At 37.8% G+C, this 20,671-nt stretch carries 19 protein-coding genes; 15 read left to right on the top strand and 4 right to left on the bottom strand.

Annotated elements, in window-relative coordinates:
• The first annotated feature begins 154 nt into the window (after positions 1–154).
• From BR72_RS07675 to uvrC, 7 genes are all read left to right on the top strand, one after another.
• A complete protein-coding gene (locus BR72_RS07675; protein ID WP_035431648.1) occupies positions 155–1,840 on the top strand; it encodes a long-chain-fatty-acid--CoA ligase in 1,686 nt (561 codons plus the stop codon).
• 109 nt (positions 1,841–1,949) lie between these two features.
• Positions 1,950–2,537: a TetR/AcrR family transcriptional regulator gene (locus BR72_RS07670; RefSeq protein WP_438823671.1), complete on the top strand. Its 588-nt coding sequence runs from the start codon at positions 1,950–1,952 to the stop codon at positions 2,535–2,537.
• A 16-nt stretch (positions 2,538–2,553) separates the two neighbouring features.
• Positions 2,554–3,327, top strand: coding sequence for an enoyl-CoA hydratase (locus BR72_RS07665; protein ID WP_035431644.1), 774 nt, complete (start codon positions 2,554–2,556; stop codon positions 3,325–3,327).
• 79 nt (positions 3,328–3,406) lie between these two features.
• Positions 3,407–4,180, top strand: a complete 774-nt coding sequence (etfB, locus tag BR72_RS07660; protein WP_035431642.1) for an electron transfer flavoprotein subunit beta — start codon at positions 3,407–3,409, stop codon at positions 4,178–4,180.
• Positions 4,181–4,211: 31 nt separating this feature from the next.
• A complete protein-coding gene (locus tag BR72_RS07655) occupies positions 4,212–5,189 on the top strand; it encodes an electron transfer flavoprotein subunit alpha/FixB family protein (protein WP_035431640.1) in 978 nt (325 codons plus the stop codon).
• 210 nt (positions 5,190–5,399) lie between these two features.
• Positions 5,400–5,714: a thioredoxin gene (gene trxA / locus BR72_RS07650; protein ID WP_035431638.1), complete on the top strand. Its 315-nt coding sequence runs from the start codon at positions 5,400–5,402 to the stop codon at positions 5,712–5,714.
• A gap of 478 nt (positions 5,715–6,192) precedes the next feature.
• The gene (uvrC, locus tag BR72_RS07645; protein WP_035431636.1) at positions 6,193–7,974 is read left to right on the top strand and encodes an excinuclease ABC subunit UvrC; all 1,782 of its coding nucleotides are present in this window, start codon (positions 6,193–6,195) and stop codon (positions 7,972–7,974) included.
• Positions 7,975–8,173: 199 nt separating this feature from the next.
• Here uvrC and BR72_RS07640 read toward each other — a convergent pair whose 3' ends face one another.
• Positions 8,174–8,623, bottom strand: coding sequence for a YslB family protein (locus tag BR72_RS07640; RefSeq protein WP_035431634.1), 450 nt, complete (start codon positions 8,621–8,623; stop codon positions 8,174–8,176).
• 300 nt (positions 8,624–8,923) lie between these two features.
• On the opposite strand from BR72_RS07640, the gene BR72_RS07635 reads away from it, so the two are divergent.
• From BR72_RS07635 to BR72_RS07620, 4 genes are all read left to right on the top strand, one after another.
• On the top strand, positions 8,924–9,550 hold the full coding sequence (locus BR72_RS07635) for a succinate dehydrogenase cytochrome b558 subunit (RefSeq protein ID WP_035431632.1): 627 nt from the start codon (positions 8,924–8,926) through the stop codon (positions 9,548–9,550).
• 13 nt (positions 9,551–9,563) lie between these two features.
• Entirely contained in the window at positions 9,564–11,357 is a 1,794-nt protein-coding gene (gene sdhA / locus BR72_RS07630; protein ID WP_035431630.1) for a succinate dehydrogenase flavoprotein subunit, read from the top strand.
• On the top strand, positions 11,350–12,111 hold the full coding sequence (gene sdhB, locus BR72_RS07625; protein WP_035431629.1) for a succinate dehydrogenase iron-sulfur subunit: 762 nt from the start codon (positions 11,350–11,352) through the stop codon (positions 12,109–12,111). The genes sdhA and sdhB overlap by 8 nt, the downstream gene beginning before the upstream one ends.
• Before the next feature lie 220 nt (positions 12,112–12,331).
• Positions 12,332–12,778 carry an acyl-CoA thioesterase gene (locus tag BR72_RS07620; protein WP_035431627.1) on the top strand — a complete coding sequence of 149 codons (447 nt, stop codon included), beginning with the start codon at positions 12,332–12,334 and terminating at the stop codon, positions 12,776–12,778.
• Positions 12,779–12,803: 25 nt separating this feature from the next.
• On the opposite strand, the gene BR72_RS07615 is transcribed toward BR72_RS07620, so the two are convergent.
• Both BR72_RS07615 and BR72_RS07610 read right to left on the bottom strand, forming a co-directional pair.
• Complete coding sequence (locus BR72_RS07615) at positions 12,804–13,577, bottom strand: M15 family metallopeptidase (protein ID WP_371261867.1); 774 nt, start codon at positions 13,575–13,577, stop codon at positions 12,804–12,806.
• A gap of 372 nt (positions 13,578–13,949) precedes the next feature.
• Entirely contained in the window at positions 13,950–14,783 is an 834-nt protein-coding gene (locus BR72_RS07610) for a 5'-nucleotidase, lipoprotein e(P4) family (RefSeq protein WP_035431625.1), read from the bottom strand.
• Positions 14,784–14,973: 190 nt separating this feature from the next.
• On the opposite strand from BR72_RS07610, the gene BR72_RS07605 reads away from it, so the two are divergent.
• From BR72_RS07605 to BR72_RS07595, 3 genes are all read left to right on the top strand, one after another.
• On the top strand, positions 14,974–15,858 hold the full coding sequence (locus BR72_RS07605) for an ABC transporter ATP-binding protein (RefSeq protein ID WP_035431623.1): 885 nt from the start codon (positions 14,974–14,976) through the stop codon (positions 15,856–15,858).
• A 2-nt stretch (positions 15,859–15,860) separates the two neighbouring features.
• A complete protein-coding gene (locus BR72_RS07600) occupies positions 15,861–17,087 on the top strand; it encodes an ABC transporter permease (protein WP_035431621.1) in 1,227 nt (408 codons plus the stop codon).
• A gap of 298 nt (positions 17,088–17,385) precedes the next feature.
• Entirely contained in the window at positions 17,386–17,817 is a 432-nt protein-coding gene (locus BR72_RS07595) for an Rrf2 family transcriptional regulator (RefSeq protein WP_035431619.1), read from the top strand.
• Between the two features lie 57 nt (positions 17,818–17,874).
• Here BR72_RS07595 and BR72_RS07590 read toward each other — a convergent pair whose 3' ends face one another.
• Positions 17,875–18,540 (bottom strand): MIP family channel protein, encoded by a 666-nt coding sequence (locus BR72_RS07590; protein ID WP_035431618.1) that lies wholly within the window; start codon positions 18,538–18,540, stop codon positions 17,875–17,877.
• A gap of 345 nt (positions 18,541–18,885) precedes the next feature.
• Here BR72_RS07590 and BR72_RS07585 point away from each other — a divergent pair, with 345 nt between their 5' ends.
• The gene (locus BR72_RS07585; RefSeq protein WP_035431617.1) at positions 18,886–20,610 is read left to right on the top strand and encodes an amylo-alpha-1,6-glucosidase; all 1,725 of its coding nucleotides are present in this window, start codon (positions 18,886–18,888) and stop codon (positions 20,608–20,610) included.
• Positions 20,611–20,671 lie beyond the last annotated feature (61 nt).

Below are 20,671 nucleotides of genomic sequence, written 5' to 3'. Positions count from 1 at the left end.
CGATCAATAGTCTGAATATTATGATTGTAACACAACAATCCCTATACTATAATGATAATAAGCAACATGAATACACATTCATTTATTTTAGAACGGGCGTGCCGTTAAAACGGGGGATTTATGTTTTTGTAATGTAAAGAAGGGGGAGTTAAAAGTGGAAAAACCATGGCTGCAAAATTATCCAAAGGAAATTCCGCACACCATTTCCTTTGATATGAAGCCTCTTCATGTGTATTTGCAGGAAGCTGCTTTACAATACCCAGAAAAGAAAGCGCTTCATTTTCTAGGGAAGGATATTACGTATGCAGAGTTAGATCGTAAAGTTAGGCAATTTGCCAATTATCTTCAAAGGCTTGGGCTAGAAAAAGGGGACCGAGTCGCGATTATGCTGCCAAACTGTCCGCAAAGTGTTATCGGTTATTACGGAACACTATTAGCTGGCGGTGTTGTTGTGCAAACGAATCCGCTTTATACAGAAAGAGAGCTTGAATACCAACTTCATGATTCAGGTGCGAAAGTTATTCTTTGCCTCGATATCGTATTTCCGAAAGTCAGCAATGTGCAGTCTAGAGTGAATGTTGAACATGTCATTGTGACACGCATCGCAGATTATTTACCATTTCCGAAAAATTTATTGTATCCATTTGTACAAAAGAAACAAACGAATCTCGTTGTTCATGTAAAAGAAAGTGAGAATATTCACGTTTGGAAGTCTATTGAACGTGCGGAGGATACTGCGGTAGATATGCCGTGTGATCCAGAAGAAGATTTAGCTCTCCTGCAATATACGGGCGGGACGACTGGATTTCCAAAGGGCGTTATGCTTACGCATAAAAATCTTGTGTCCAATACAAGGATGGGAATGCATTGGCTGTATAATTGCCGGGCAGGTGAAGAGGTTATTCTCGGAGTATTGCCGTTTTTTCATGTATACGGCATGACAGCTGTTATGAATCTGTCGATTATGGAAGCGTATAAAATGGTCCTCATTCCGAAATTCGATATTAAAATGGTGTTAGAGGCAATTAAAAAACATCGCGTTACGTTATTTCCTGGAGCCCCGACTATTTATATTGCGCTATTAAATTATCCTGAACTTCATAAATACGATGTTTCTTCTATTAGCGCATGTATTAGCGGTTCAGCTGCTCTTCCGGTTGAAGTACAAGAACAGTTTGAAAGTGTGACAGGTGGTAAGCTTGTAGAAGGATACGGTTTAACAGAATCGTCCCCAGTTACACATGGTAACTTTTTATGGACAAAGCGAGTACCCGGAAGTATTGGTGTGCCGTGGCCGAGTACAGATGCACGTATTCTGTCACTAGAAACAGGTGAACCATTGCGGGTAGGTGAAGCTGGCGAAATTGTTGTGAAAGGCCCGCAAGTGATGAAGGGATACTGGAATAGGCCTGAGGAAACAGCAGCGGTGCTGAAAGATGGTTGGCTGTATACGGGTGATGTTGGCTATATGGATGAAAACGGCTTTTTTTATGTGAAGGATCGGAAGAAAGATATGATAGTGGCAAGTGGCTTTAACGTATATCCGCGTGAGGTAGAAGAAGTATTATATGAAAATGAAAAGGTGCAAGAAGTAGTTGTTCTTGGTGTGCCTGATCCGTATCGCGGTGAAACGGTAAAAGCGTTCGTTGTTGTGAAAGATGGTGCAACATGTTCAGAAGAAGAGTTAAATGCGTTTGCTCGCAAATATTTAGCAGCGTATAAAGTGCCGAAAGTATATGAGTTTCGAAAAGAATTACCGAAAACGACTGTTGGAAAGATTTTGCGTCGTGTACTTATTGAAGAAGAGTCGCAAAAGCAAGATGATGAGCAAACGGGCTAATGCCCTTTCTTTTTTTTGAGAGAATAGCATTGACAATATTTGAAATAGTCAGTATTATTAGAATGTGAATGAATCATCATTCAGTCATCTTCTTGAAGGGGATAGTACTGTGAAAAAGAACCGACCTAAATATAATCAAATTATTGATGCAGCGGTGATTGTCATCGCTGAAAATGGATACCACCAAGCACAAGTTTCTAAAATAGCAAAACAAGCTGGTGTTGCCGATGGAACGATATATTTATATTTCAAAAATAAAGAAGATATATTGATATCTTTATTTCAAGAGAAAATGGGAGAATTTATCGAAACAATTCGGCAAAAAACAGCAGGAATTGAAAGCGCTGTAGAGAAGTTATTTATGTTGGTAGAAACACACTTTTCTTTACTTTCACAAAATGATCCTCTTGCTATCGTTACGCAACTAGAACTTCGCCAATCCAACCAAGACTTACGCCTCAAAATTAATGATGTGCTGAAAGGGTACTTGCAAGTCATTGATGAAATCTTAGAAACTGGCATTAGGCAAGGAGAATTTCGCACGGATTTAAATGTCCGCGTGGCAAGACAAATGATTTTCGGAACAGTAGATGAAGTTGTTACCAACTGGGTAATGAGCGACCATAAATATAATTTGGTCGCAATTTCAAAAACGGTGCATGAGCTATTAGTAGCAGCTTGTGGTTACCGCAATTAATGGGGAGGGAGTACATTTGAATTTCCTATCTGTAACGGTGGAGGATTACATAGCAATTGTAAAGATTAATCACCCGCCAGCAAATGCGATGTCTTCACAAGTTATTAGTGAAGTTGGTGAACTGCTTGATGCAGTGGAAACGGATGAGAATGTGCGCGTTGTCCTTGTTCATGGGGAAGGTCGCTTCTTCTCAGCAGGAGCGGACATTAAAGAGTTTACTTCTGTTGAAGAAGCAAAAGAGGCAACGAAATTATCGCAGCATGGACAAGTGATCTTTGAGCGTGTTGAAAAATTCTCAAAGCCGATTATTGCGGCGATTCACGGCGCAGCGCTTGGCGGAGGATTAGAATTTGCGATGTCTTGCCATATGCGCTTTGTAAGTGAAACTGCGAAAATCGGTTTGCCGGAGCTAACGCTAGGATTGATTCCAGGATTTGCAGGGACGCAGCGCTTACCGTGTTATGTGGGGAAAGCGAAAGCTTGTGAAATGATGTTAACAAGCGATCCGATTTCAGGTGTAGAAGCGGCTCAACTAGGGCTTGCCAACCGAGCATTCCCTGAAGAAGTATTGTTAGAAGAGGCGCTGAAAGTAGCGAAGAAGATTGCAGGAAAAAGCGCAGCATCTGTCCGCGCTGTATTAGAACTGCTGCAAACAACGAAGTCTTCTCATTACTATGAAGGTGTACAACGTGAGGCACAAATATTTGGGGAAGTGTTCACAAGCGAAGATGGAAGAGAAGGTGTAGCAGCGTTCTTAGAAAAACGTAAACCTTCTTTTAGCGGCAAGTAGTTCTCTATTTTTTTAATATAAATTAACAGAATATTAGTATTAACCAAATTTTCCTTTAAAAAACAAGGGGGTAAATAGAATGAACATCTACGTACTCATGAAACGAACATTCGACACAGAAGAAAAAATCGCAATTAAAAACGGTGCAATTTACGATGGCGAAGCAGAATTCATCATCAACCCTTACGATGAATATGCGATTGAAGAAGCAATTCAAGTAAGAGATGCAAATGGCGGTGAAGTTACAGTCGTTACTGTTGGCGGTGAAGATAGTGAAAAAGAACTTCGCACGGCATTAGCGATGGGCTGCGATAAAGCGGTATTGATCAACATTGAAGATGATGTTGAAAATGGCGATCAATATACAACAGCAAAAGTGCTTGTTGAGTACTTAAAAGAGAAGGATGTTGACTTAATTTTAGCTGGTAACGTAGCGATTGACGGTGCATCTGGACAAGTTGGACCACGTGTAGCGGAAGCGCTGAATATCCCATATGTAACAACAATTACAAAGCTTGAAATTGACGGTACAAACGTAAAAATCGAGCGTGATGTAGAAGGGGATACAGAAGTAATTGAAACATCGTTACCTCTTTTAGTAACAGCACAGCAAGGTTTAAATGAACCGCGTTATCCATCGCTTCCAGGTATTATGAAAGCGAAGAAAAAGCCGCTAGAAACTTTAGAATTAGATGACTTAGATTTAGATGAAGATGATGTAGAAGCGAAAACAAAAACAATTGAAATCTATTTACCTCCTAAGAAAGATGCTGGAAAAGTGTTACAAGGCGAACTGCAAGATCAAGTAAAAGAACTTGTATCGCTATTGCATACAGAAGCGAAAGTAGTTTAAAAAATACTAGGATATCCAGGAGGGAAAACATATGGCTCGTAAAGTATTAGTAATGGGAGAAGTTCGTGACGGTTCTTTACGTAACGTTTCATTTGAGGCAGTAGCAGCCGCAAAAACAATTGCAGAAGGCGGAGAAGTTGTCGGTCTTTTACTAGGTGAAAGCGTCGCTTCATTCGCACAAGAACTTATTTCTTACGGTGCAGATCGCGTTGTGACAGTTGAAAGCGATAAATTAGCTTCGTATACGTCTGATGGATATGCGCAAGCATTTCTAGCAGTGTATGAAGAAGAAAAACCAGAAGGAATTGTGTTTGGACATACATCATTAGGAAAAGATTTATCACCAAAACTTGCAGCGAAATTAGAGGCAGGCCTTGTTTCTGACGTAACAGCGTTAGAAGTAGCTGGTGGTAATATTGTGTTCACACGTCCAATTTATTCTGGTAAAGCATTTGAGAAGAAGATTGTAACAGACGGTATAGTATTTGCGACGATTCGTCCGAATAACATTGCACCGCTTGCAAAAGATGAAGCGCGTACAGGCGATGTTTCTTCGATGACAGTCGATGTAAAAGATTTACGTACAGTCATTAAAGAGGTTGTTCGTAAAACAGCAGAAGGTGTCGACCTTTCTGAAGCAAAAGTAATTATTGCAGGCGGACGCGGCGTGAAAAGTGAAGATGGTTTCAAGCCGTTAAAAGAACTAGCAGATGTACTTGGCGGAGCAGTCGGGGCGTCTCGCGGAGCTTGTGACGCAGAGTACTGCGATTATTCATTGCAAATTGGGCAAACAGGTAAAGTTGTAACGCCAGATTTATATATCGCATGTGGTATTTCTGGTGCAATCCAACATTTAGCTGGTATGTCTAACTCAAAGATTATCGTAGCAATTAACAAAGATCCAGAAGCGAATATTTTTAAAGTAGCTGACTATGGCATCGTTGGTGACCTGTTTGAAGTATTACCACTTTTAACAGAAGAGTTTAAAAAGTTAAAAGTACATTCTTAAGTTGTGCATAAAGAGTTCCTAGTAAGTAATTACCCCTATATAAATATAGAAAAGCGAGAGGTCCCCTGCTTCTCGCTTCTTCACTTAGAAGAAATTTTTCTAGTATAAAGGTTGAGTTATTTGTTAAAATACTTAACGATACATATTATTCGCCACGTATATAAGATAATGATATACTTTGGTTAGAAAGTTCATAAAGGAGGAAATAATATGGCAATTGTAAACGCAACTGACCAAACTTTCGCAGCTGAAGCAAGCGAAGGTGTTGTATTAGTAGATTTCTGGGCACCTTGGTGCGGCCCTTGTAAAATGATTGCTCCTGTATTAGAAGAAATCAGTGCAGAGTTAGGCGATAAAGTAAAGGTAGTAAAAGTAGATGTTGATGAAAACCAAGAAACAGCTCGTAAATTCGAAGTAATGAGCATCCCAGCTCTTTTCGTATTAAAAGATGGTAAAGTGGTTGATCAAGCATTAGGTTACAAACCAAAAGAAGTATTAGAAGAATTAGTATCTAAGCACTTCTAATCCGAGAAAAAGCTGCCGAGTGGCAGCTTTTTTCTTATGTGGAAAAATGTGAAAGTGTGTATAATGTTTTCATTTTTGACTACTTTCTATTACAATAAAAGAACGTATGTTGGGAAAATAATTTGTTGTATTTTTCTAAGAAAAATAAGAATGATAAAGTGAAACTTTAATCAATGGGGGTTTTATCTCTACTGATTATCAGCCCTCACCAATTAGGCGCATGCCAGCAGTTTATCTCTCGCCTAATTTCTTAAGAAAAGCGGAAGCGGTTCGCTCAGAATCGCAGGACGCCCACGCACAAGGAAGAGGGACGCTTTTTGCCTCATCCGAGGGGGGATGGAGCTTCTGGCGTAGAGGTGTTTCTTACCTCGTAGGAAGATAGCCACTGGAGCTGGACAATGCTTTCACTAAATTTTGAGGTGGGAGTATTACTGCCCACGAATAGCGGGATAAACATGCAAGGAACGGAGGAATACGAGTGCACGAGAATTTAAAAGAGAAGTTAGCGATTTTACCGGACCAACCGGGTTGCTATTTAATGAAAGATAAGCAAGGAACAGTTATTTATGTCGGGAAGGCCAAGGTGTTAAAAAATCGTGTGCGCTCGTATTTTACTGGTTCACATGATGGAAAAACACTTCGGCTTGTAGAGGAAATTGTTGATTTTGAATATATTGTCACCTCCTCGAATCTAGAGGCACTCATTTTAGAGTTAAACTTAATTAAAAAATATGATCCAAAGTACAATATTCAATTAAAAGATGATAAAACATACCCATTTATTAAAATTACTGCTGAAAAAGAGCCGCGTTTGCTTATTACGAGAAATGTAAAAAAGGATAAAGGGAAATATTTTGGCCCATATCCGAATTCACAGTCAGCTCATGAAACGAAAAAGTTGTTAGATCGTATGTATCCACTTCGGAAATGTACTAATATACCGGATAAGGTTTGTTTATATTATCATATGGGACAATGTTTAGCGCCTTGTGTACAAGCGGTAACGGATGAACAAAATAAAGAAATTGTCGATGGAATTATTAAGTTTTTGAATGGTGGACATAAAGAAATTCGTTCAGAATTAGAAGCGAAAATGTATGAGGCATCAGAAAAATTAGAGTTCGAACGCGCAAAAGAACTGCGCGATCAAATTGCTCATATGGATGCGATTATGGAAAAACAGAAGATGATTATGAGCGACTTAGTCGACCGCGATGTGTTTGGGTATGCGGTTGATAAAGGGTGGATGTGCGTGCAAGTATTTTTCGTTCGAAAAGGAAAGTTAATTGAACGGGATGTTTCGATGTTTCCGATTTATGATGATCCAGAAGAAGGATTCCTAACGTTTATCGGGCAATTTTACGAACAAAATAATCACTTTAAACCGAAAGAAATTGTTGTACCAAGCAGCATTGATCATGAATTGATTGGAAAGTTTTTAGACGTTGAAGCAACGCAGCCAAAACGGGGCAAGAAAAAAGAGCTTGTCGATTTAGCAAGTAAGAATGCGAAAATTGCGTTGCAGGAAAAGTTTTATTTAATTGAACGCGACGAAGAACGCACCATAAAGGCAGTAGAAAACTTAGGAGAACAGCTAGGGATCGAAACACCGCATAGAATTGAGGCATTTGATAATTCTAACATTCAAGGGACAAATCCGGTTTCTGCGATGATCGTCTTTATCGATGGAAAGCCCGCCAAAAAAGAGTATCGCAAATATAAAATTAAAACGGTACAAGGGCCTGATGATTATGAATCGATGCGTGAAGTTGTGCGCCGCCGTTATACACGTGTTTTAAAAGAAAATTTACCTCTTCCAGACTTAATTGTAATTGATGGCGGAAAAGGCCATCTCGCTGCGGTATGCGATGTGTTAGAAAATGAACTTGGCCTTTCTATTCCAACAGCGGGGCTTGTGAAAGATGATAAACATCGCACGTCACATTTAATAATTGGTGAACCACCGGAACCTGTTTTACTAGAGCGTAACAGTCAAGAGTTTTACTTACTGCAGCGTATTCAAGATGAAGTGCACCGCTTTGCGATTACATTTCATCGTCAAATTCATGGGAAATCAGTCATTCAATCGGCATTGGATGATATACCAGGAGTCGGAGAAAAACGAAAGAAAACACTTTTAAAACATTTTGGTTCTCTTAAGAAAATGAAAGAAGCATCTGTTTCCGATATTATAGAAGCTGGAATGCCGCAAAAAATAGCCGAAACCATTCATACGTACTTGACAGGGAAGACATTGTAGATAGCAATGTCTTCTTTTTTTGTTGAACCAATCGGGCTTTAATGGGCAGTTTATCTCCCACCTAACTTCTGAGCGAGCCGCTAGAGCTGGACGATGCTTTCGCCGAATTTTGAGGGGGGTATTACTGCCCGCGAATAGCGGGATAAAGTAATAAAAAAAGTCAACTGGACGTTATGTCTAGTTGACCGATGAATGCGAATTATACTTCCATAGGATCTTTTACATCCCATTGCACAAGAAATGTAACAGAGCTAGAGCGCTTTTTCTGTTCCTCGTAAGATTCAGCAATCACACTGCGCTGCTTTTGAATTTGTTCAGCGATAAAACCAGCTTCTAATTGATAAGAAGAATGTTTTTTTTGTTGCTCACGTTCTTCAATAAGAGCGCCCGTTAGTTTAAAGTGCATTTCACGACGCTTATGTTCAGTAATCGTTAAGTCGCCCCAACCAGCTTTTGTGAAAAATTGGATCACTTCATCGATTGTTTCCAACGGGTATTTTCGTGCTAAGTTTCTGCCGGCCCAATATAAAATGGAATCTAATTCTTTCCCGATTAAATCAGGAAGTAATTCTTCACGAAGTAACTCATAGGCAAACGCATTGATTGAAATATTTTGTAAAGATTCGCTCTCGATTATTTTTGTACTCACAATATTCCCCACTTTCTATACTGCCCATATTATATACCATTTTATATATATAAACACAGCTATTTCTTTGTGAAAAATCTGATATAGAGAACAAAAAAGATTATGAAAATTATATACAGATTATGTATACGTTTTCTTGACGCTTCGACAAAAATAGGAGTAAAATGAACTTGTTATCAAATTATGCTGAAATATTGCGAATAATTTTTTCAGTTTTTCTTATAACAATAGTGAAAAAATGCTATTGTTATAAAGTAATGCGACAAACAACAGTCAAACATTCAAGGGGGTAATGGGGACATGAAAGGCCGCGAGTATACATTTCGCAAGTGGCACTCGTTAATGGGTGTCATTCCAATCGGCGTCTTTATGACGCAACATTTAGTAATAAACAACTTTGCAACAAGAGGAGCAGAAGCTTTTAATAATGCTGCTCATTTCATGGAATTGCTTCCATTTCGGTATGCATTGGAGATTTTTGTAATTTTCTTACCATTGTTATACCATGCTGTATATGGTTTATATATTGCATTTACAGCAAAGAACAATGCAACATCTTATAGTTATTTCCGTAACTGGATGTTCGTTCTGCAACGATTTACTGGGGTATTTACACTTATATTCCTAGCTTGGCATATTTGGGAAACTCGTATTCAAGCTGCACTCGGACAAACGGTAAACTATGATATGATGGCAAATGTTTTAAGCAATCCATTTATGTTCGGCTTCTATTTAGTTGGGATTTTATCAGCTATTTTCCACTTTGCAAATGGATTATGGACATTCTTTATTAGCTGGGGTATCACAGTATCACCACGTTCACAGCGTATTTCTACGTATGTAACATTAGCAATTTTCTTAGCATTATCATACGTAGGAGTGAGCGCGTTATTTGCGTTCATTAATCCAAATCTAGCAAACTTGTAAGGAGTGGGAGAGCATGAAAGGGAAACTTATCGTAGTTGGCGGTGGATTAGCCGGCTTAATGGCAACGATTAAAGCAGCGGAAGCAGGCGTGAATGTAGAACTATTCTCTTTAGTACCAGTGAAACGTTCTCACTCTGTATGCGCGCAAGGCGGCATTAACGGTGCTGTAAATACAAAAGGTGAAGGGGATTCTCCGTGGATCCACTTTGACGATACAATTTATGGAGGAGACTTCTTAGCGAACCAACCTCCTGTAAAAGCGATGTGCGATGCAGCACCTGGCATTATTCACTTAATGGATCGCATGGGTGTTATGTTTAACCGTACGGAAGAAGGTTTACTAGACTTCCGTCGTTTCGGTGGAACGCAGCATCACCGCACAGCGTTTGCTGGTGCAACAACAGGTCAGCAATTATTATATGCGTTAGATGAGCAAGTACGCCGTCATGAAGTAGCAGGTCTTGTTACGAAATATGAGGGTTGGGATTTCTTACGCGCTATTGTAGATGACGAAGGTGTATGCCGCGGAATCGTAGCGCAAGACTTACAATCTATGGAGATTAAAAGTTTTCCAGCTGATGCCGTAATTATGGCAACAGGGGGCCCTGGTATCATTTTTGGGAAATCTACTAACTCTATTATTAATACAGGTACAGCAGCATCTGCTGTATATCAACAAGGTGCATATTATGCGAACGGTGAGTTCATCCAAATTCACCCAACAGCAATTCCAGGTGATGATAAATTACGCCTTATGAGTGAATCTGCACGTGGTGAAGGTGGCCGTGTTTGGACGTATAAAGACGGAAAACCATGGTATTTCCTTGAAGAAAAATATCCTGCATACGGAAACCTTGTACCTCGTGATATTGCAACGCGTGAAATTTTCGATGTGTGCGTTGAGCAAAAACTGGGTATTAACGGTGAAAACATGGTATATCTTGACCTTTCTCATAAAGATCCGAAAGAGCTTGATATTAAATTAGGCGGTATCATTGAAATCTATGAGAAATTCATGGGTGACGATCCGCGTAAAGTACCGATGAAAATCTTCCCAGCGGTTCACTATTCAATGGGCGGACTATGGGTTGACTATAAACAAATGACAAATATTCCAGGATTATTTGCAGCAGGTGAGTGTGATTACTCCATGCACGGCGGTAACCGATTAGGTGCTAACTCGTTATTATCAGCGATTTACGGTGGTATGGTAGCGGGACCAAATGCAATTGAATATATGAATGGTCTTTCAAAATCATCAGATTCTGTTTCATCTGCTTTATATGAGCAAAATGAATTAATCGAAACAGAGAAATTCAACAATATTTTAACGTTAGATGGTAATGAAAATGCATATGTTCTTCATAAAGAGCTTGGAGAATGGATGACAGATAACGTAACAGTAGTTCGTGAAAATAAAAAGTTATTAGAAACAGATGCGAAAATCGTAGAGTTAATGGAGCGTTATAAACGCATTAACATTAACGATACAGCGAAATGGAGCAACCAAGGTGCTTCATTTACACGTCAATTGGAAAACATGCTTGAATTAGCTCGTGTTATTACAATTGGTGCATATAACCGTAATGAAAGTCGCGGTGCGCATTATAAACCAGAATTCCCAGATCGTGATGATGAGAACTTCTTAAAAACAACAATGGCGAAGTTTGAAGGAGCAGGAAATGCACCAGCATTCCATTACGAAGAGGTTGATATTTCATTAATCGAACCACGTAAGCGCGATTATTCTTCAAAACATGAAGTGGCTGCTAAGGGAGAAGAGAAGGGGGATAAGCAACATGTCTGAGAAAACAATCCGCCTGATTATTACAAGACAAGACGGTCCAAACTCACAGGAGTATGATCAAGAGTTTGAAATTCCATATCGCCCAAATATGAATATTATTTCGGCATTAATGGAAATTCGCCGTAATCCTGTTGATACAAAAGGGAACAATACAACGCCTATCGCTTGGGACATGAACTGTTTAGAAGAAGTGTGCGGTGCATGTTCGATGGTAATCAACGGAAAACCACGTCAATCATGTACAGCGCTTATTGACAAACTAGAGCAACCAATTCGCTTAAAACCGATGAAAACATTCCCGGTTATTCGTGATCTACAAGTAGACCGTAGCCGTATGTTTAACGCGTTAAAGCGTGTAAAAGCATGGATTCCAATCGATGGTACGTATGACTTAGGTCCAGGGCCAAGAATGCCAGAGAAGAAGCGTCAATGGGCATATGAATTATCAAAATGTATGACTTGCGGTGTATGTTTAGAGTCATGTCCAAACGTAAACAGCAAATCTGATTTTATCGGTCCAGCACCGCTTTCACAAGCGCGTTTATTTAATGCACATCCAACGGGTGAAATGCATAAAGCGGATCGTTTACGTGCAATCATGGGTGATGGAGGACTTGCAAACTGCGGTAACTCACAAAACTGTGTACAATCTTGTCCAAAAGGAATTCCATTAACGACATCGATTGCTGCATTAAACCGTGATACAACGATTCAATCTTTTAAAGATTTCTTTGGTAGTGACAATAACTATTAATTTAAAGTTGCCTCTTCGGTTTGAAGAGGCAATTTTTATAGGGATATGAATACAAAACATAAAAGCATTTTTCTTTTTTTAGGTTGGCGAGAGGTTCTAGCCATGTATAGAAGCGGCTGGGGGAAAACAAAGGGAGAAGACGAGAGTGCGTTTTGGTTTTAAAATTCGGAAAAATCAAATAATATGAAAGTGGAGTATATGAGAAGGGGGATGGGTGTTTGTGAAGCAGATTCATTATATTGAACATTTTGAAGAGTGGGAGAGTGCATTTTCATTTTATATTCCTGTAAAGGTTCGTTTTTGTGAAACGGATATGTTTGGGCATATGAATAATGGTGTTGCGTTTACTTATTTTGAATTAGCTCGTATTGAATTTTTTAAAGAACTTGGTTTTATGCAAGAGTGGGTGCATGAATCGTCAGAAACGATGATTGTAGTAGCAGATTTACAATGTAATTTTTTGAAACAAGTATTCTTTGACGAGAACTTAAAAGTGTATGTAAAAGCAGAAAATGTCGGGAATTCATCTTTAGATCTACACTATATGGTGAAGAATGAGGCAGGAGAAATTTGTTTAGTGGGACGCGGTGCGATGGTACAGGCTTCTAAAAAAACAGGAAAAGGAGTACCGTGGTCAGTAGAATGGAAACAAAGGTTATTAGATTAATAAAATAAGAGAGCGCATAGCTCTCTTATTTTTTGTCTTCTGTCGCTTCTTCTAATGTTAGGTGATGCGTATATAAATATGTAGCATGCGGATTTCCGACAAAACGAAGATGCCATGGTTCGTAAGCATATTCTGTAATAGTTGTTTTATCTTTCGGATATCGGATAATAAATCCAAATTCGTGAGCATGCTCTGCCACCCATTTTCCTTCAGGTGTTTCTCCGAATACAGCCTCCAATTGACAATTTGCGGATTCAGAGCTAATATCCATAGCAAGTCCTGTTTGATGTTCGCTAGTTCCTGGAATAGCGCTTAACGTATCAGCAGCTTCTTTTCCTTGACGATTTACATAAGTGTTGTGTAGTGACTGTTGTCGTTTATAAGAGCGAAATCCTGATACAGCTGTAAGTTCAATTCCTTGTTTTTTTGCTGTTTCGAACATTGTTTCTAGAGCATCCGCTGCGGGCTTACGAAGCAGTGCTTTTTCTTTATCTTTCGGATATAAAAATGGAACATTTGGCTTTGTTAAATCACTTGGTGTATAAGAGTCTGGTAGCTTTCGATGTTTGTTGACTAACACAAGTAATGAATCAGGATCATTGACAAGATAATATTGATCATCTGTTTTTTTAGCTGTCTCAATTGCTTTTGGGAACATTGGAATGTTTTCTTTTGGATGCTCAGTATGCTTTTTTGTTTCAACTGCTTCTGCTTGATTATGTACAAAAGATTTGGACAGAAAAATTATTGAAAAAATAACAATGAGAATAATAGTTGAAATGAAAAGGGTCCTTTTTATAATTCTTTTTTTCATCATTTTTAATCGATGTATTCCTTTCTAAAATGCTTGTACTTAAATATCTTTTTACATTATAAATCTATCTTGTATAAAAAGGAATAAAGGAGTCATGATGTAATGAAAAAGAAAGAAATTTGTAAAAAAAGGTCGAATGTTATTCGAATTATTAAATTAAAACGTTTAATAAATCTTCTGATTTATCAAAGTAAATATGTAAAGTTGCCTTGAACGTTTGAGGCGAATTTTCGATTATTTTAGCGAATATTGTCGAGCAGTCTTTATATCATGTCGAAGCGCCGATATATTCTAAAAAGTGGTCGATATATCATGAAAAGCGCCGATAAAAAATAAAGGATGGCACAGTGCCATCCTTTATTTTTTATCTTCAAATGATTTTAAGTTGTCTCTGCGAATTTTATCTTTTTCTGCATCTGTTTTTTTAAAGTCATAGTTATATAAAGAACCTTCCCAGTCACCGTACATAGGATTTGGGAAAACGATAAATTTCTCGCCAAATTGTGCTTTTAATTCTTCTACTTTTTTATTGCGATCTTGTGTGGATAATCCATCAAAACCAATGAAGTCTGATAAATTATCGCCAAATAATAAGACAATATCGTGCGTTGTTGAAACGAGTTCACGACGTTTTTCTTTTCCTTTTTCTTTCGGTTCTTGTAGTAAGATGTGTTCTTTCGTTGCTTGCGGAGCACCGATACGTTCTAAGTTTTTAATCGTCGCATCTAATTGATTTGTTTTACGATTTGAAATGTAGTAAATATCTACACCTTTTGCTTCTGCGTGTTTTAGGAAATCAATTGCGCCAGGAAGAGCTTCTGCTTCCGCTTTATTAATCCAGTCATCCCACTTATAAGGATAGCCTTTTCCTGCTTTCACGGACATTGCTTGATGAGGACTGTTATCAACAACAGTTTCATCTAAGTCTAGTACAACAGCTGGTTTCTTGCTTGTACCCTTAGCGAGAATTGCATCTAGCTTTTGTGTACCGATGTTGTAGCCTTGGTGATATAATGCTTTCGCTTCACCAGATGTTTGGTACCACAAGTCAGCCATTAATTGTTGTTCTGTCAGTTGGACTTTTTCTTCTTTTGCTTTTGCTGATGTCTGTTCTGCTTTCATGTTGCACGCTGTTAAAGTTGTAGATAACAATGCAACAGATAGCAGTGTTGCTAATTTTCTCTTCTTCATAGTGTCCTCCTAAGGTGTATAATTCAATTGTAAATTATATCACAATAACATAATAAATAGGATATAAAATTTTGTATATTGATATACATATATAACGTAGTGTACGCAATGTTATAATAAAATATGGTAAAAATATGTGTATTTTGAATATGATTAAATGTATAAGACCAATTTTAAGGAGAGAAAAAGTATGACATTGCAGATTCAACAATTAACCAAGCTGTTTGGTGAAAATGTTGCAGTGGATCATTTAAATCTTACCTTACCAAAAGGTGAAGTATTGGGGCTGCTGGGGCGAAACGGTGCAGGAAAAACAACAACCATTAAAATGCTGTTAAGTTTATTAACGCCAAATGAGGGCAGTATTATGTGGGATGAGAAAGAGATTTCGAAGAGTGGAGTAACAATAGGTTATCTTCCAGAAGAGAGAGGTTTGTATACGAAAAGCCGAGTCATTGATCAGCTTCGCTATTTTGGGAGATTAGAAGGAATGACAAAAAAAGAAGTGGATGCAGCCATTGATTATTGGTTAGGTAAGTTAGCGATCCCTGAATATAAGCATAAGGTTGCAGGGGAATTGTCGAAGGGGAATCAACAAAAAATTCAATTGGTCGCAGCGCTTCTCCATGACCCGGAATTACTCATTTTAGATGAACCGTTTAGTGGATTGGATCCTGTAAATGCTGAAATGCTAGCGAATATTATTGAAGAACAAGTTCAAAGAGGGAAAACCATTATTTTATCAAGTCATCGTATGGAACAAGTTGAATCGTTTTGTCAGCAAGTGTGTATTTTGAAACAAGGTGAAGCGGTTGTAAAAGGTCACTTAAGTGATATAAAAAAAGAATACGGATTTCGAAACTTAACAATTGAAGATAATGAAGAAAATGAAAAAGCATTGCAAACATTACAGATTGTGTATGAGAAACGTCTTGGTTATCTTTATACTAAAGTTCAGGAAGATACAGAAGCCCTATCAATCTTACAAAAATTACAAGATCAAGGTGTGCATTTACGTCAGTTTAAAATGCTAGAACCGACCTTAAATGAAATCTTTGTAGAAAGGGCGAAATAAGAATGCGTAAATTTTTTCATGTGTTTTCATTTTATTTTAGAGAATCATTTCTTTCTAAAAAATCACTGATTACAAGTGGTATTTTATTTTTAGTAGTATTTGGAGTTTTTGCTTTTAATCACTTCACTTCTGATAAAGATAAAAATAATGACAAAGATAAGCTGGCAATCGTAATGGATAGTTCGACGTATACCGTGCAAGAAGAGTTACTAAATAAAATTCTTCCATCAGCTAAAGTGCAAGTAGAAAAGAAAGAACAGTTAGAAAAAGTTCGTAAACAAGTTGAAGAAGGGGAGTTAGATGGTCTCTTTTACGTTACAGAAAAAAATGGAGTACCTGAAGTAACGTATATGTACAATGGTTTTCCAAGTAAAGCAACGTCTACTATTATAGCAGGCTATTTGAAACAGCAATATACGCAAGTGATTCTTTCGAAATATAAAGTGCCGTCTGATGTAGCGCAGCAATTACAAACAGATATTTCGGTGAAAGAAGAAGCGATTAAAGATCGTGCTTCCTCCTTCGGTATTGCATATGTGTTTATATTTGTACTATATATGTTTATCATGGCGTTTGGAAATACAATTGCGATGAATATCGCATCAGAAAAATCTTCTCGTGTTATGGAGATTATGCTTTCGAAAGTGAAACCATTGTATATGATGTACGCTAAAATTCTTGCTGTTGTTACGACAGCGTTACTACAAATTGCTATCCTTGCATGTGGTTTTCTCGTTCCAGTTTTAATTGGATGGATCGATTTAGATAATGCGTCTTTATTTGGTCTTCCAATTGATTTTGCAAAGTTAGATGCAAAAGTTATTAGTCTGTTTATTGTATTTTTCATTACTGGTTATTTATTATATGCGATGATGTATGCGGCAGCTGGAGCTGTTGTATCAAAAACGGAAGACTTACAATCAGTATCATTTCCAGTCGCAATTTTAATTATGGCAGCGTTTTTCATTAGTATGAAATCATTATCTGACCCAAATAGTACAATTGTTGTGATTAGTTCCTATGTTCCTTTCTTTACGCCGATGGTTACATTCTCCCGGGTTGTAGCCGGAGAAGCTGGCGTTTTAGAAATTAGCATTTCCTTATCGTTATTACTTGCAACAATCATCCTCTTAAACTTTGTTACAAGTCGTATTTACGTCAACGGTGTCATGAGCTACTCTGATAAAGTGAAATTTAAAGATTTAGCTAAATTTATTAAGCGTCATTAATAAACGATCTATTTGAAATAGAAGGTTGGAATATCAATAAGGGAAAGTCTGTTAGTCATGAATAAGCTCTATAAAAGGGAGTGAAGTCGTGAAATTAGGTTAGTTGATTTTTCTCACGAAGGGGTTAATGCGAGATAAAAAAGCTTGGGCAGTATCCAAGCTTTTTTTGCTAATTTGATTGCGATTTTTGTTCCCCTTATTCTAAGAGGGTCTTGCTTTTCCTTATGCATAAACAAGAAATAGTATATAATGATATGTATTATCTTTTAATAGAATGAACGTAAAGGAGGATGTGCAGATGGGAATTAGTAGCCGTTTTACAGTAGGTGTTCATATGTTAACGTTACTGGCGATAGATCGAAACTCTCGCTGTACCTCTGAATGGATTGCTGGCAGTGTGAATACAAATCCAGTTGTGATTCGTCGCATTACAGGAATGTTGAAGAGAGCGGGTCTTGTTGATGTTCAAGCTGGAAAAGGCGGTACGTCACTTGCTCGTGATTTAGATGAAATTACATTACTTGATGTATATAAAGCAGTGGAAGTAGTTGAAGAAGGGCATCTATTTTCTTTCCATGAAAATCCTAACATTGAATGTCCAGTAGGAGCGAATATTCAATCCGTATTAGAGATTATATTAATGCAAGCACAAGAAGCGATGGAGAATGTACTTGCGAATGTATCAGTTCAGCAACTTGTTGCAAATTTACAATCGAAAATTCAAAAGTAAAAAAGCGAGTCTCATATGAATGAGCTCGCCTTTTTACTTTCAGAAAAAATGAAAATTCTATTTTTCAGTATTTAATACGAATTTCCCTACAATGGCAGCAACGATACCACCAAGAATTGGAGCGACAATGAATACCCATAATTGAGATAAAGCTTCTCCGCCAGCGAATAAAGCTGGTGCTAGGCTACGTGCAGGGTTGACTGAAGTTCCTGTTAACGGAATACCTAGTAAGTGAACTAATACTAATGTGAAACCAATTACTAATCCAGCGAACTGTGCGTTACCTTTTTTACCTGTCACAGCAACAATAACTAAAATAAAGACGAATGTTAACACAAATTCAACTAAGAAAGATCCTGATGATCCAAGATTCCCAAAGCTATTTTGTCCTAAGTTATCTAAAGTCATATTAGAAGAGTTTAAAATTGTCACTAATGTTGCAGTTCCTAATAAACCACCTAAAATTTGGGCTACTATATAGTAAATAAGCTCCATAGCATTCATTCGTTTGTTTACAAACATGGCAATTGATACCGCCGGATTTACATGACATCCAGAAATTGTTCCAATGCTATATGCCATAGCAACAATTGATAATCCGAAAGCCATTGCGATTCCTAACGTTCCAATTCCTTCAATTCCGCCGCCTAAAACAGCTGTTGCAGTTCCGAATAATACAAGTACAAAAGTACCAATAAATTCAGCGATTGCTTTTTTTAACATAATTTTCCTTCTAACATCTATGAAAAATGTATTGTAACACAGAATTAGGTTTTTTTGAGTATAAATGGAAAATGAAATATTATTTTGATAACAAAATAAGGAATGGTTATACAATTTTTATTCAGCATTTTTATTTGTTATGCCATTTTTTTGTTTAGTGATAGGTACAGAGCGACTAAAAAAGGGAGTACTTCTTATATATGGAAGTGCTCTTTTTTGTATGAAGTTTAATACTTCCTTAGAAAAAATTACATCCTTAATAATAATTTTTGTTAAAATATAACCAGGCGGAATATTCAGAAAAAACAGTAAACTATTCGGTGTGGAAAAGGCGGGGAGATGAAAATGTTTGATATGCAGCAAGTGCCATTTAGTCGGCACGGTTCTTTTTTAGTCATTTCTTTAAACAATGATAATGGGTTACTCATTCGAAATATTCGCGGTGGTGACGATGATTTTGGCGAAGTTTTTAAAATAGAAGTGTTAAATCGTAAAGGGGAAGTTTTATCGTGTGAAACGAAGATGACACCATCGGTACTAACGCTCCAAACAGCGGAAGGCGATGTAAACATTTGTTTTTCTGATGTGAATACAATTCGTTTTTATTCGAAGCAATTAAATCTCCGTTTCATTGGAATTATTGGCTCCTATGATTATTGTATTCCAAGTGCGCAAGATGGCTTTGAAATTAATAGCTTTTCGAAAGAAATGAGATTTCACCTATCGACGATAAGCGGTGTTATACAAATGGACGCTCCGTTTGAAGAGCTTCGTTGTAAACATATTATTGCTGATATTTGTGCACAGGATGAGGAGTCTGAGATTGATGTGGAATTAACGGAGTATAAAACAGTGCTGCGCAAAACAAAGGAGAGGAAAACATTCATAGAAGCAGCGCGTGCTGTTGAAATGGACTTTGTAAATTGGGTGCACCATACATTAACTGCCCCAGAAAATTTGTCAAAAGGGAGAGAGTTAGCAGCATACATTACATGGTCTTGTATGGTAGAAGCAGAAGGGTATTTACCAAGGCAGGCGATGTATATGTCGAAGAACTGGATGACAAATATATGGAGTTGGGATCATTGTTTTAATGCAATGGCGTTAGCGGTGCATCAACCGAAAGCGGCATGGGACCAATTTATGATTTTCTTTGATAAACAAGATGAGTGCGGTGTATTACCTGATTATATTAATGATAAATTTGTACTTTGGAATTGTTGTAAACCACCTATCCATGGATGGACTCTCAAATGGATGATGGAGCGGACAGATTTTATAACAGACAAGCATTTACAAGAAGTGTATGAGCCATTATGTAAATGGACAAATTGGTGGTTTACGTATCGTGATGATGATAAAGATGGGATTCCTCAATATAACCATGGAAATGATAGTGGCTGGGACAATAGCACAATTTTTCATCACGGTGCTCCTGTTGAGAGCCCCGATTTAAGTGCATTTCTTATTTTACAAATGGAAGTACTAGCAGAGATTGCAGAGAAACTTGGATTTACAGAAGCATCACAGGAATGGGAAAACAGAGCAAATAAGACACTTGATCGTATGATTCAGCATTGCTGGAGAGAAAATCGTTTTATTGCTCCGTGCTCTGGTGAGCATTCATATGAAGTATCAGAAAGTCTTGTACTGTATATACCGCTGATTTTGGGGAAAAGATTACCGAAAGAAATGATTCAATGCTTGCTTGCTGATTTAAAAGAAGAAAATCGTTTTCTCACAAAGTATGGGTTTGCGACAGAAAGTATAAGAAGTCCTTACTATAGGGAAGATGGATATTGGCGCGGTCCAATTTGGGCACCGACAACATTAATTATGATTGAAGCTCTAAAAGCGATCGGGCAACATGAATTTGCGCAAGATATTGCAGGTCGCTTTTGTATAATGGCTAATGAAAACGGCATGGCCGAAAATTTCCACGCACAAACGGGTCAAGGCTTGCGCGATTTAGCATTCACATGGACGTCTAGTGTATTCCTCGTTTTAGCGAACGAGTATTTGTTAGAAAAAGCGGACAAAGGAATGCTCCATAAAGAAGAAAAGAGATAAAAGAAAGGCACAGTGGAACCTGTGTCTTTCTTTTCGTAAGAGCGTGGCCTTCTATCATGCA

Source organism: Bacillus sp. UNC322MFChir4.1 (assembly GCF_000746135.1).
In the GTDB taxonomy this organism is placed as follows: Bacteria; Bacillota; Bacilli; order Bacillales; family Bacillaceae_G; genus Bacillus_A.
Note: the sequence above shows the minus strand (reverse complement) of the source record. Positions and strands in the feature narration are given on the sequence as shown.

Excerpts from the sequence above, each read along its gene's own strand:
- etfB (WP_035431642.1), top strand. The coding sequence starts at position 3,407 with ATGAACATCTACGTACTCATGAAACGAACATTCGACACAGAAGAAAAA.
- BR72_RS07655 (WP_035431640.1), top strand. The coding sequence starts at position 4,212 with ATGGCTCGTAAAGTATTAGTAATGGGAGAAGTTCGTGACGGTTCTTTA.
- trxA (WP_035431638.1), top strand. The coding sequence starts at position 5,400 with ATGGCAATTGTAAACGCAACTGACCAAACTTTCGCAGCTGAAGCAAGC.
- BR72_RS07635 (WP_035431632.1), top strand. The coding sequence starts at position 8,924 with ATGAAAGGCCGCGAGTATACATTTCGCAAGTGGCACTCGTTAATGGGT.
- sdhA (WP_035431630.1), top strand. The coding sequence starts at position 9,564 with ATGAAAGGGAAACTTATCGTAGTTGGCGGTGGATTAGCCGGCTTAATG.
- sdhB (WP_035431629.1), top strand. The coding sequence starts at position 11,350 with ATGTCTGAGAAAACAATCCGCCTGATTATTACAAGACAAGACGGTCCA.
- BR72_RS07610 (WP_035431625.1), bottom strand. The coding sequence starts at position 14,783 with ATGAAGAAGAGAAAATTAGCAACACTGCTATCTGTTGCATTGTTATCT.
- BR72_RS07605 (WP_035431623.1), top strand. The coding sequence starts at position 14,974 with ATGACATTGCAGATTCAACAATTAACCAAGCTGTTTGGTGAAAATGTT.
- BR72_RS07600 (WP_035431621.1), top strand. The coding sequence starts at position 15,861 with ATGCGTAAATTTTTTCATGTGTTTTCATTTTATTTTAGAGAATCATTT.
- BR72_RS07595 (WP_035431619.1), top strand. The coding sequence starts at position 17,386 with ATGGGAATTAGTAGCCGTTTTACAGTAGGTGTTCATATGTTAACGTTA.
- BR72_RS07590 (WP_035431618.1), bottom strand. The coding sequence starts at position 18,540 with ATGTTAAAAAAAGCAATCGCTGAATTTATTGGTACTTTTGTACTTGTA.
- BR72_RS07585 (WP_035431617.1), top strand. The coding sequence starts at position 18,886 with ATGTTTGATATGCAGCAAGTGCCATTTAGTCGGCACGGTTCTTTTTTA.